This is a genomic window from Spirillospora sp. NPDC046719 (assembly GCF_040645715.1).
Taxonomy (GTDB): Bacteria; Actinomycetota; Actinomycetes; order Streptosporangiales; family Streptosporangiaceae; genus Spirillospora.
Genome location: NZ_JBEYYT010000010.1, coordinates 1 through 12,922, shown reverse-complemented (window position 1 = coordinate 12,922; position 12,922 = coordinate 1). Strand labels below are relative to the sequence as shown.

Here is a 12,922-nt window from a genome sequence, read left to right as displayed (position 1 = left end):
CCGGAAACCGCATCGCAACTGGTGCCGTGCCGCAGTTAAACGCTTAGTGGCCGGCCCGGGCGCGTGTGATGATATTGCCGCGTCGATCGGCGACCCGAAAGCCGTTGGTAAACGACTGGAGCGCAGATGGAGAATGAGCCGAGGTTTCTCCGGCCGAACGTCATCATCGAACCGCTGGTGGACAGGTTTTACGTTTCCCTGAACACGCTGGCGCCGGTGCAGGCGTCGATGAACCTCGCCTATCTTCAGGTGCCGATGCTGGAAGCGTATCTGCAGGCGCCGAAGGTCCATATCAACAGCAGCAGGGACCCGGAAATGAGGGGCGGATTCTTCGTCAACATCGACGAGGAGCGCAGCGGCGAGGTCCGCGACCTGCTGGCGTCGATCAAACGCGACCGGGCCGCGATGCTCCGCTTCGCCGAGGCCGTGTCCGACGCCGAGGAGATGGTGCGCCAGCAGGCGACGGGATTCGACCTGACGCCCCTGTACCCGAAGCTGCCGGCGGACCTCTCCGGCCTGGTGGAGGTGGCGTACGACACCAACAACCAGGCGCAGCTCCGCTATCTCGAACCCGTCGTGTACTCCAGCGAGCTGTACGACGAGGACCGCCAGTCGGTGCAGCTGTCCATCGAGACGGGGATCGAGCGGCCCTTCATCATGAGCACGCCGCGGCTCCCGGGGCCGGACGTGCTCGATCTCCATCTCCCGTTCCGGCACCCCGGCCTGGAAGAGCTGTTCGGCGCCAGGCTCGCCCCCACGACGCTCGGCCGGCTCCGCGACGCGCTGGAGCTCGACGACGAGCAGAGCGCCTTCCTGGCCGGGCTGCTGTGCGACGCGCCGGACCTGGCCCCGAGCAGGCATGTCGACGACGGAGCGCGGATCCGCTACTTCGGGCATGCCAGCCTGGTGATGCAGACGCCCGAGGCCGCGATCGTCACCGACCCCTGGGTCAGCGCCGACAGCACGGCGGCCGGCCGCTACACCTACCGCGACCTGCCCGACCACATCGATCTCGTGCTGCTCACCCACGGGCACCAGGACCATGTCGTCCCCGAGACGCTGATGCAGCTGCGCGGCCGGGTCGGCACCGTGGTGGTGCCGCGGTCCTCGCGCGGCAACCTGAGCGACCCGTCCCTCGCGCTCTACCTGACCCGCCTCGGCCTGCCGGTGGTCGAGGTGGACGACTACACGCAGGTGGACTTCCCCGGGGGGAGCGTCATCGCGACGCCCTTCCTGGGCGAGCACGCCGACCTGGACATCCGCGCGAAGAGCACCTACTGCGTGCGGCTGGGCGGGCGGACGGTCTTCGTCGGCGCGGACTCGTCCGGCATCGACCCCGCGCTCTACCGGAACATCCGCGCCCACGTGGGCCCGGTCGACGTCGCCTTCCTCGGGATGGAGTGCGCGGGCGCCCCGCTGACGTGGGTCTACCAGGCCCTGCTGACCCGTCCGATGACCAAGAAGATGAGCGACTCGCGGACGATGTCCGGCTCCAACGCCGAGCAGGCCGGCGCCATCGTCACCGAGCTCGGGGCCGACGAGGCCTACGTGTACGCCATGGGGGAGGAGGACTGGCTGGTCGGGCACGTGATGGCGACCAGCTACAACGAGGACTCCTTCCAGCTCAAGCAGGTGGCCGAGTTCATGAACTGGTGCGCCGACAACGGAGTCAAGGCCGACCACCTGTACGGGCAGCACGAGATCCGCTGGTAGGGAGTGCGGGCCCGCCATGCCGTACGTGTACACCAACGGAATCCGGCTCTGTTACGAGCGGCACGGCCGCGGCGAGCGGGTACTGCTGATCATGGGCCAGGCGGCGGCCGGGCGGGTGTGGACGATGCACCAGACACCCGCGCTGGTCGGCGCCGGCTACCAGGCCATCACCCTCGACAACCGCGGGATCCCGCCGTCCGACGTCCCCCCGGGCGCGTACTCCATCGACGATCTGGTGGCCGACACGAAAGGCGTCATCGAGGCGTTGCAGGCGGCACCGTGCCGGATCGTCGGGGCCTCGCTGGGGGCCATGATCGCGCAGGAGCTCGCGATCCGCTGGCCGCACCTCGTCCGCTGCGCGGTCCTGATATCGACGAAGTCGCGCTCCGACACGGTCCGGGCGGCGCTGGAGAGGGCGGAACGGGCGGTCCTCACGAGCGGGACCGCGCCGCCGGCCGACCACCAGGCGGCCATGACCGCCCTGCAGATGCTCTCCCCGGCGACCCTGAACGACGACGCCGCGGTCTCGCCGTGGCTCGGGGCGTTCCGGCTGGCCGCTCCGAACGGCACCGCGCCGGGCCAGGCGTGGATCGAGACCGGCGCGGACCGGCGGGCCGCCCTGCGCGCGATAACGGCTCCCTGCCGGGTGATCGCGTTCGCGGACGATCTGATCACACCGCCGCATCTGGGCGCGGAGGTGGCCGACGCCATTCCGGACTGCGACTTCGTGGAGATCGCCGGCGGCGGGCACTCGGGTTACCTGGAGCGTCCCGCCGAGGTCAACGACGCCATCATCGAATTTCTCAACAAGAACTGAGCGGGAAACACTATGGCCGATATTGCAGGCGTTGCCGTGCCGAATCTCGCGGATCCGCGGACGTTCGCCGCGCACGACATGGACGAGATCTGGCGCGGGCTGCGGGAGCGGGATCCGGTGCACTGGCATCCGGAAAGCGACTACGGCCCGGGCTTCTGGGTGGTGAGCCGTTACGCGGACGTGCTCGACGTGCTCCGCGACGACACCGTGTACACGTCGGAGAAGGGCAACGTCCTCGCCACCATGCTGAACGGGGGCGATTCGGGCGGCGGCCGGATGCTGGCCGTGTCCGACGGCGAGTACCACACCGAGCTGCGCAAGCTGCTGCTCAAGGCGTTCGCCCCGCGTGTCCTGGAACCCGTCGTGCACCGGGTCCGGCGGACCGCGCGCCGCCTGCTCGCGGAGGCGATCGAGCGGGGCGGCTGCGACGTCGCCCGGGACATCGCCTCGGTCCTGCCGCTGGAGACGATCTGCGACCTGCTGGACGTTCCGGCCGGCGACCGGCAGTACGTCTTCAAGCTGACCAAGTCGGCGCTGTCCCTGGACTACGAATCGCAGAGCGGGGAGGACCCCGCGGCGCGGCGGGAGATCCTGATCTACTTCTCCGGCCTGGTGGCGGAGCGCCGCAAGTCCCTGGGGTCGGATCCCATCAGCCTGATGGCGACCGGTGAGGTGGGCGGCAAGCGCCTCGACGACATCACCATCATCCTCAACTGCTACAGCCTCGTCATGGGCGGAGACGGGACCAACCGCCTCGCGATCATCGGTGCGGTCAAGGCGCTGATGGACAACCCGGACCAGTGGGAGGCCCTGAAGAGCGGTGCGGTGACCCCGGAGGCGGCGTGCGAGGAGGTGCTCCGCTGGACGACTCCCACGATGCACTTCGGCCGGACCGCGCTCGCGGACACGACGCTGGGCGGCAAGCGCATCGCGGCCGGCGACCTGGTCACCCTGTGGTTCGCGTCCGCCAACCGGGACGAGGCCGTGTTCCCCGATCCGGGCCGGTTCGACCTCGGCAGGGCACCGAACAAGCACGTGGCGCTCGGGTACGCCCGCCATTTCTGCCTCGGCGGCTACCTGGGACGGGCGGAGATAACGGCGATGCTGGACGCGTTGCGCGTCGCGGCCGTCAGCATGCGGCAGACGGCGCCGGAGCGTTATCTCTATTCCAATTTCCTGCAGGGCATGAGCAGTCTGCAGATAGAGCTCGATGGCGACGCCGCCGCATTGGCCGATCCGGACGAGTGAAACGGCGCGGTCAGGCGCGGTCAGGCGCCGGCGCTCAGCAGGTCGCCGAGGAAACCGCGGATCTCGCGGGCGAGGACGTCGATGGAGTCCACGACGAACAGCACATGCTGGTACTGGTAGATGTCGTACGGCTGGCGCAGCATCTTGTCGATGGAGAACTGCGTGAGGCTGACCTCGTCCATGCCTTCCAGTTCGCCGGCCGAGGAGAGGAGCGCCGCACCATAGGCGCGGAGGGTTCCCGATTCCCGAACGAGGCCGGTCTCCATCGTGAACCAGAAGACCTTGCTGATCTGATCGATCTGCTCGTCGGTCCGGGCCCGCGAGACCGCCTCGCCGAAGAGCCGGTAGAGGTCGGCGAAGAGGGGGTCGGTGAGCATGACGGCATGGCCGACGAGTTCGTGCAGGACGTCGGGGTCGGGACTGTAGAACGGCACCGCGGGACAGCGCATGTACATGGTGCTGTAGAAGTAGCTGTCGGTGAAGCCGCAGTAGAAGTCCTTGGGCGGGACGAGGTCTCCCGCCGGGAGCAGCTGGAAGCCCGTGTGGTCGCGGAGCTCGTCGGAGACGGCCTGCAGGTCGGGGACGCGGTCCAGCGGGAGCACCAGGCGGTCCGCCGCCTGGATGTAGCGGTGGCAGGCGGTCGTGGGATGGATCTTGTGGAGCCGGCTGATCACCGTCTCCCAGAGGGCGTTCTCCTCCGCGTCGTAGGTCACCTTCGGCAGGCGGGCGCCGGGCCGGTGCCCCGAGATCCGCTTCTTGATGTCCTCGCGCCGGTCCGCGCAGCGGCCGTCGATCTTGCCGTAACCTTCGGAGATGTGCATTAATTCGTCGGGCATACGCTTCTCGTTTCTGTTGGCGGCGCCTGTCGGATAAGGCGCTGATATTGGCGGCGTCCGCATCTTCGGCGGTGATTGGCGCGGTGCGGTGGGCCGAGCGTATACCGGGTGTGCCGGCCCCGAGGTGTTCAACGTGTGCCATGCCGCAGACAAACGGCCGGCGCGTTTCCATATAACGTCATTTGGACTATAGTCGCCATGGCACTATGACCTGCCGGAACGGATACTGCACAGACCGGAATCGGTTTCGCTACTGCAAGCGAGCGAGCGTCGCTGCCCGTCGATATGGTCCGCAGCGGCCCACTGCGCAGCCGCGGCAAGGAAGGACAGTTGATGCATTCCGAGGCACGGCGTCAATTGCTGAAGCTACGGCTGCGAGGGAAGCAGGTCTCGCCTCAGGAATGGGAGCCGCGCCCGGACGGGCCGCTCCCGCTGTCGTTCGGGCAGCAGCGGCTGTGGTTTCTGGACCGGCTGGAGCCGGGCTCGGTGGAGTACGTCGTGCCGATGGCGGTGCCGCTGCGCGACGCGGTCGACGTCCGGGCCCTGGGCGGGGCGCTGAGCGCGATCATCCGCCGGCACGAGGTGCTGCGGACGCGGCTGGTGGCCGGGTCCGACGGGACGGCGCACCAGGTGGTCGGCGCGCCGGAGGCACTGGCGCTCCCGGTCGTCGACGTCTCCGGGGCGCAGGACCCGGCCGGTACCGCGCGGCGCCTGATGGCGGCCGCCCGGCTGACGCCGTTCGACCTGGCGGCGGGGCCGCTGCTGCGCGCCTGCCTGGTCTGGATCGGGGACGCCGAGTGCGTGCTGATCGTGACCGCGCACCACGTGGTGTTCGACGAGTGGTCGGGGCGGATCTTCCGCCGCGAGCTGCTGGCGCTCTATCAGGCTTTCCGCACGGGCCGGCCCGACCCGCTGCCCCCGCTTCCGGCGCAGTACGCCGACTTCGCGCTCTGGCAGCGGCAGTGGGTCTCCGGTGAGGTGCTGGACGGGCAGCTCGACTACTGGCGGCGGAAGCTGGACGGAGCGCCGGAGCTCGCGCTGCCCGCGGACCGGCCGCGTCCGCCGGTGCGCTCGGCCGACGGGGCCGTCGCGGAGTTCACCGTCGGGGCGGAGACCGCGGCCGCCCTGCGCGAGGTCGCGGACGAGACCGGCGCCACCATGTTCATGGCGCTGCTGGCCGCCTTCGGGATGCTGCTGGCGCGCTACACCGGTCAGGACGACGTCGTCGTCGGCACGCCGCTGATCAACCGCAACCGGGCCGGCACCGAAGAGATGATCGGGTTCTTCGTCAACAACCTGGTGATGCGCCTCGACCTGACCGGGGACCCGTCGTTCCGGGAACTGCTGGGCCGGGTGCGGGAGCTGGCCCGGGACGCCTACGACCACCAGGACCTGCCGTTCGAGAAGCTCGTCGACGAGCTGGTCACCGAGCGCGACCCGTCCCGCACCCCGCTGTTCCAGGTCTTCTTCAGCTACCTGGCCGAGGCGGCCGACGCGGGACCGGGCGGCCCCGAGGCAGGCGAAGGACCCGAAGGACCCGACGGGCTCAGGGCGGCCGAGCTGGCCGGACCGGCCGAATCGGCCGAGCTGGCCGGACCGCAGCCGGTGAAGTACGACCTGTCGGTGATGCTGGCCCCGCGCGGCGACGGCCTCGCCGGGTCGTTCCATTACAGTACGGCGCTGTTTGACTCCGCCCGGATGCGGCGGATGACCCGGCACCTGACCGCGCTCCTGGACGCCGTCGGCCGCGCGCCCGGCGCCCGCGCGAGCGGGCTGCCGATGCTGTCGTCCGGCGAGTGGGAGCAGGTCGTCCGGGAGTGGAACGACACCGCGGTGGCCGCGCCCGAGCCGGTCGGGACGCCCGAAGCGATCGCGGAGCGCGCGGCGCAGGCCCCGGACGCGGTCGCGGTGGTCTCCGGGGACTCCTCGCTGACCCGCGCGGCGCTGGCCGAACGGGCCGGCCGGCTCGCCTCGCGCCTGCGCGAGGCGGGCGCCGGGCCGGGCACCGTGGTGGCGCTGTGTCTCCCGCGGGGCATCGACCTCGTGGTAGCGATGCTGGCCGTCTGGCGGGCCGGCGCCGCCTATCTGCCGCTGGATCCCGACCACCCGGCGGAACGCCTGGCGTTCATGCTGGCCGACAGCCGTGCGGCGGTGCTGGTCGCGGACCGCGCGGCCGCGGCGGCGCTGCCGGCCGACGGCGACCTGCCGGACGGGACCCGGCCGGTCTGGCTGGACGATCCCGAGGTGCGGGCGGCGGTGGCCGCGGCGCCGATCGCGCCCGCGCCCCCGCCGCGGCCCGCGCGGCCCGCCTACATGATCTACACGTCGGGGTCGACCGGGCGGCCCAAAGGCGTCGTGGTCGAGCACCGGAGCCTGCGCAACTTCCTGGCCTCGATGAGCCGCCGCCCGGGGGTGGACGGCTCCGACGTGCTGCTCGCGGTGACCACCGCCGGGTTCGACATCGCCGCCCTGGAGATCTGGCTCCCGCTGCTGACCGGAGCGCGGCTGGTGATCGCGAGCAGGCGGGCCGCCGCGGCGCCCGGGGAGCTGGCGGCGGAGATCGGGCGGCGGGCGGTCACGGTGCTCCAGGCCACCCCCGCCACCTGGCGGATGCTGGTCGACGACGGCTGGCCCGGCGCGCCCGGCCTGCGCGCGCTGTGCGGCGGCGAGGCGCTCCCGGCGGAGCTCGCCGGGCAGATCCTGGACCGCACGGCGGAGCTGTGGAACATGTACGGGCCGACGGAGACCACCATCTGGTCGACGTGCACGCGGATCGCCGACCCGGCGGACGTGACGCTGGGCGGCCCGGTGGACAACACCCGGGTGTACGTCGTGGACCCGCGGCTGAACCCGGTACCGGTGGGGGGCCAGGGCGAGCTGCTGATCGCCGGGCTCGGGGTCGCCCGCGGCTACCATGACCGGCCGTCGCTGACGGCGGGGCGGTTCGTCGCGGACCCGTTCGCCGCCGACGGGTCCCGGCTCTACCGGACCGGGGACCTGGTGCGGTGGCGCGCCGACGGGCGGCTGGAATTCTGGGGCCGGATCGACCAGCAGGTGAAACTCCGCGGGTTCCGGGTCGAGCCCGGCGAGGTGGAGGCGGTGCTGGCCGCCCATCCGGCGGTGGCGGCCGCGGTGGTGGCGGTCACCGGCGAGGGCGCTCGGGCGCGGCTCGCGGCCTGGCTGGTCCCGGCCGGCGACGGCGCCGGCCTTCCGCCGGACGCGGAGCTGCGCGCCTTCGCCGCCGAGCGGTTACCGGACTACATGATCCCCTCGGTCTACACCGGGCTCGCGGCCTTCCCACTGTCGCCGGCCGGAAAGGTGGACCGTGCGGCGCTCCCGGCGCCCGAGGCCCCGGCGTCCGGCGGGCGGGAGCCGCGGACCGTGCAGGAGGAGATCCTGTGCGGCCTCTTCGCCGATGTCCTCGGCGTTCCGGCGGCCGGGCCCGACGACGACTTCTTCGCGCTCGGCGGCCACTCGCTGCTCGCGACGAGGCTGATGAGCAGGATCCGGTCGGCCCTCGGGGCGGAGCTCGGCGTCCGGACGCTGTTCAACAGCCCCACCCCCGCGGGGCTGGCGCTCCAGCTGGACGGCGCGGGCACGGCGCGGGCGGCGCTCCGGCCGCGGCGCCGCCCCGACCGGGTGCCGCTGTCGTTCGCCCAGCAGCGGCTCTGGTTCCTGGCGCAGCTCGAGGGGCCGAGCGAGACCTACAACGTGCCGGTGGCGATGCGGCTGTCCGGCGAACTGGACCGGGCGGCGCTCGCCGCGGCGCTCGCGGACCTGGTCGTCCGGCACGAGAGCCTGCGGACCACCTTCCCGGTGGACGACGGAGTCGCCTGGCAGCGGGTGCTTCCTCCCGAAGCCGCGGCGGACCTGCTGTCCGTGCGGCGGGTGAGCCCGGAGGAGCTGCCCGCCGCCGTCGCCGAGGTCAGCCGGTACCGGTTCGACCTCTCGGTCGAGCCGCCCGTGCGGGCGGTGCTGCTCGCGGTGAGCCCGCGCGAGCACGTGCTGGTGCTCGTCGTCCATCACATCGCGTCCGACGGCTGGTCGATGGGTCCGCTGGGGCGCGACCTGTCGATGGCCTACGCCGCGCGGCGCGACGGGCGGGAGCCGGAGTGGGCGCCGTTGCCGGTGCAGTACGCCGACTACACGCTGTGGCAGCGGGAGATGCTGGGGAGCGTCGAGGACCAGGAATCGGCGGCGGCCGCCCAACTGTCGTACTGGATGACCTCGCTGGCGGGGCTGCCGGAACAGATCGACCTGCCGGCCGACCGGCCGCATCCCCAGATCGCGTCGCACCGGGGCGCGGCGGTGCCGGTACGGGGCGGCGCGCGCCTGCACGCCACGCTCGCGGAGCTGGCGCGGACCCACGGGGTCACGATGTTCATGGTGGTGCAGGCCGGTCTGGCGGCGCTGCTCACCCGGCTCGGCGCGGGCACGGACGTGCCGGTGGGCTCGCCGATCGCGGGCCGCACCGACGAGTCGCTGGACGACCTGGTCGGGTTCTTCGTCAACACGCTGGTGCTGCGCGCCGACACGTCCGGGGACCCGGAGTTCGGCGAGCTGCTGGCCCGCGTCCGCGAGGTGAACCTGGGCGCGTTCGCCCACCAGGACATCCCGTTCGAGTACCTGGTCGAGGTGCTGAACCCGGCCCGGTACCTGTCGCGGATCCCGCTGATCCAGGTGATGCTGGCGTTCCGCAACGTCCCGCCGACCGGGGCGGAGCAGGGGTTCGCCGGGCTGGACACCGAGCCGTACCCGGCCGGGGTCGGGTCCGCGAAGTTCGACCTGACGCTGTTCCTCGCGGAGGAGTTCGACGACGCGGGCAGGCCCGCGGGACTCGCGGGCCATCTGCAGTACGCGTGCGACCTGTTCGACGAGCCGACGGTCCAGGCCGTCGCGGGGCGCCTGATGCGGGTCCTCGAAGCGGTGGCGGCCCGTCCGGACACGCGGGTCCACCAGATCCAGGTCCTGGCCGCCGGCGAGCGCGCGCAGCTCGTGTCCGGCTGGAACCAGGCCGTCGCACCCGTGGCCGCGGCCACGCTGCCGGACCTGTTCGAGGCGCAGGTGGCGAGGACCCCGGACGCGACGGCCGTCTCCTGCGGGGACGTCCAGCTGACCTACGCCCGGCTGAACGCGGACGCGAACCGGCTCGCGCGCCACCTGGTGCGAGCGGGCGCGGGGCCGGAGGACGTCGTCGCGGTCGCCCTGGACCGGGACGTGAACATGGTCACCGCCGTGCTCGCCATCGTGAAGGCCGGCGCGGCCTTCCTGCCCGTCGACCCGGGATATCCGGCCGAGCGGGTGGCGTTCATGCTGGCCGACGCCAAGCCGAAGTTCGTCGTCACCGGCGCCGCGACGGCTCCCGACGCGGCCGCCGGCGGGGGCGCGGGCACCGCGCACATCGTGGTGGACGACCCCGAGGTCGTCCGGCAGGTGGCCGGGCTGGCCGGGACGGACCTGGGGCGCGGAGACCGCCGGGGGCCGCTGCTGCCCGCGTCGCCCGCCTACCTGATCTACACGTCCGGGTCCACCGGGCTGCCGAAGGCCGTGGTGGTGACGCACACCGGGATCGCCGGCCTGGCGGGGGTGAGCGAGGAACGGCTCGGGCTCGACGGGCGCGACCGGGTCCTCCAACTGGCCTCGCTGAGCTTCGACGCCGCGTTCTGGGAGCTCTGCATGGCGCTGCTGTCCGGCGGCACGCTGGTGCTCGCCCCGGGCGTGCGCCTGATCGGCGAGGTCCTGGCCAGGACGCTGGAGGAGCGGGGGGTGAGCCTCGCGCTGATCCCGCCGGCCGCGCTGGCGGGGGTGCCGGTGGTGTCCCCGACCATCTTCCGCACCCTGATCGTGGGCGGCGAGGCGTGCCCGGCGGAGGCCGTGGCGCGGTGGGCGCCCGGCCGCCGGATGGTCAACGCGTACGGGCCGACCGAGGTCACGGTCTGCGGCACGATCAGCGATCCGCTCGAACCCGACGGCGGCGCACCGCCGATCGGGCGGCCGGTGTGGAACGCCCGGCTGTTCGTGCTGGACGGCTCCCTGAACCCGGTCCCGGCCGGGGTGGCGGGCGAGCTGTACATCGCCGGCGACGGGCTGGCCCGCGGGTACGGCGGCCGCCCGGCGCTGACCGCCGGGCGGTTCGTCGCCGACCCGTTCACCGGCGGCGGGGCACGCATGTACCAGACCGGTGACCTGGTGCGCTGGCGCGCCGACGGGGTGCTGGAGTTCGTCGGCCGCGCCGACGAGCAGCTCAAGGTGCGCGGGTTCCGGATCGAGCCGGCCGAGGTCGAAGCGGTCCTCGCGGAGTGCCCGGGAGTGGCGCGGGCGGTCGTCGTCGCCCGGGAGGACCGGCCGGGCGACCGGCGGCTGGTGGCGTACCTGGTGCCGGGCGCCGCCGAGGCGGACGAGGACCGGGACAGGTTCGCGGAGGGCCGGCAGGTCGGTGAGTGGCGGCAGATCTACGACGACCTGTACGCCGGCACCAAGGACCAGGAGTTCGGCGAGGACTTCACCGGCTGGAACAGCTCCTATGACGGCGCGGCCATCCCGGTCGAGGAGATGGCGGAGTGGCGCGAGGCGGCGGTGGACCGGATCCTGTCGCTCGGCCCGCGGCGGGTGCTGGAGATCGGTGCGGGCAGCGGGCTGATCCTGGCCCGGCTGGCGCCGCGGTGCGAGACGTACTGGGGGACGGACTTCTCCGCCGAGGCCATCGACCTGCTGCGCGCGAACGTCGAGGCCGACCCGCGGCTCGCGGGGCGGGTGGAGTTGCGCGCCCAGGCCGCGCACGACGTCGGCGGCCTGCCGGCCGGCTACTTCGACACGATCGTCGTCAACTCGGTCGTGCAGTACTTCCCGAGCGCCGAGTACCTGACCGAGGTGCTCGGCAAGGCCCTGGGGCTGCTGCGGCCGGGCGGGACGGTCTTCCTCGGCGACGTCCGCAACCTCCGCCTGCTGCGGCTGTTCCACACGGCGATCGAGCGCGGCCGCGGCGACGACCCCGTGGTGGTCCGCGCCGCGGCCGAGCGGAGCATCGCCCGGGAGAAGGAACTGCTCGTCGACCCGGAGTTCTTCGCCGCGGCCGCGCGCGGGCTGCCCGGCATCGACCGGATCGACGTCCTGCTGAAACGCGGGCGGTTCCGCAACGAGCTGAGCCGCTACCGGTACGACGTGGTCCTCACCAAGCAGGCGCCCGCGCTCGAGACCGGCGGCCCAGCGCCCGACGGGGCGGAGCCCGAGGTGCCGTGCCTGCCGTGGAACCTGCTGGCGGCCCCGGCCGCGGTCGGAGACTATCTGGCCCGCCAGCACCCGCGGTTCCTGCGGATCAGCGGAGTACCGAACGACCGGCTCGCCGCCGACCTCGCCGCCGTCCGCGCCCTGGACGGCGGGGAGGCCGAGGAGGCGGTGCCGGGCGCCGACCCCGAGGACTTCTACGCGCTGGGAGCCGAGGCCGGCTACCAGGTGGCGGTCACCTGGTCGTCCGGCGCCGACGACGGCCGCTTCGACGTGGTGTTCACCGGTCCGGGCGCGGGCCGGGCGGCACCCTGCTACCTTCCGGCGGCGGACGGCTCCCCGGCGCTCGCGACCTATGCCAGCCGGCCGCTGGGCAGCCGGGCGGCCGTCCTGGCGCAGGCGAGGGAGTTCGCCGGGCGGCGGCTGCCGGAGTTCATGGTCCCATCGGTCTTCGTCGAGCTGGCCTCGCTCCCGCTGACGCCGAACGGGAAGCTGGACCGGTCGGCGCTGCCCGTTCCCGAGTCGGACCGGGTGGACCTCGGGGTGTTCGTGGCCCCGTCGACACCCGCCCAGGAACTGCTGGCCGGGATCTGGGCCCAGGTGCTGGGCACCGAACGCGTCGGCGCGGACGACCACTTCTTCGAGCTGGGCGGCCATTCCCTCCTGGCCACCCGGGTGGCCTCGCGGGTGCGCGAAGTGTTCGGGGTGGAGATCCCGCTCGCGGCGCTGTTCGACCAGCCGAGGCTGCGGGACCTGGCCGCGGTGATCGAGCAGACCGCCGCCGGCGCGGCGGCCCCGCCGGTGGTCCCGGTGCCCCGGACCGGGCCGCTGCCCCTCTCGTTCGCCCAGCAGCGGCTCTGGTTCATGGACCAGGTCGAGCCGGGGTCGGTGGAGTACAACGTGCGGATGCCGATCCCGCTCGGCGGCGAGCTGGACGTCCGGGCGCTGGAGGCCGCGCTGACCGCGCTGGTCCGGCGGCACGAGGTGCTGCGGTCCCGGCTGGTCGCCGGCTCGGACGGCGTCCCCGGCCAGCTGGTCGACCCGCCCGCGCCGTTCCCGCTGCCGGTCGCCGACGTGACGGGCG

Annotated in this window: 5 protein-coding genes; 4 read left to right on the top strand and 1 reads right to left on the bottom strand. The window is 72.8% G+C overall.

Features of this window, described 5'->3' with window-relative positions:
- Positions 1-126: 126 nt before the first annotated feature.
- Genes ABZ914_RS03475 through ABZ914_RS03465 form a run of 3 tightly spaced genes read left to right on the top strand, consistent with a single transcriptional unit; the run spans position 127 to position 3,778 of the window.
- Positions 127-1,713, top strand: coding sequence for an MBL fold metallo-hydrolase (locus tag ABZ914_RS03475; RefSeq protein WP_500191387.1), 1,587 nt, complete (start codon positions 127-129; stop codon positions 1,711-1,713).
- Positions 1,714-1,729: 16 nt separating this feature from the next.
- Complete coding sequence (locus tag ABZ914_RS03470) at positions 1,730-2,530, top strand: alpha/beta fold hydrolase (RefSeq protein ID WP_500191386.1); 801 nt, start codon at positions 1,730-1,732, stop codon at positions 2,528-2,530.
- Between the two features lie 36 nt (positions 2,531-2,566).
- Positions 2,567-3,778: a cytochrome P450 gene (locus tag ABZ914_RS03465; protein WP_500191384.1), complete on the top strand. Its 1,212-nt coding sequence runs from the start codon at positions 2,567-2,569 to the stop codon at positions 3,776-3,778.
- Positions 3,779-3,798: 20 nt separating this feature from the next.
- Here ABZ914_RS03465 and ABZ914_RS03460 read toward each other — a convergent pair whose 3' ends face one another.
- Positions 3,799-4,614: a phenylalanine 4-monooxygenase gene (locus ABZ914_RS03460; protein WP_500191383.1), complete on the bottom strand. Its 816-nt coding sequence runs from the start codon at positions 4,612-4,614 to the stop codon at positions 3,799-3,801.
- 333 nt (positions 4,615-4,947) lie between these two features.
- Here ABZ914_RS03460 and ABZ914_RS03455 point away from each other — a divergent pair.
- On the top strand, positions 4,948-12,922 hold a 7,975-nt coding region (locus ABZ914_RS03455; protein WP_500191382.1), incomplete at its 3' end, for an amino acid adenylation domain-containing protein.

Bases quoted from the DNA above. Each gene is read 5' to 3' on its own strand.
- ABZ914_RS03475 (WP_500191387.1), top strand. From the start codon at position 127: ATGGAGAATGAGCCGAGGTTTCTCCGGCCGAACGTCATCATCGAACCG.
- ABZ914_RS03470 (WP_500191386.1), top strand. From the start codon at position 1,730: ATGCCGTACGTGTACACCAACGGAATCCGGCTCTGTTACGAGCGGCAC.
- ABZ914_RS03460 (WP_500191383.1), bottom strand. From the start codon at position 4,614: ATGCCCGACGAATTAATGCACATCTCCGAAGGTTACGGCAAGATCGAC.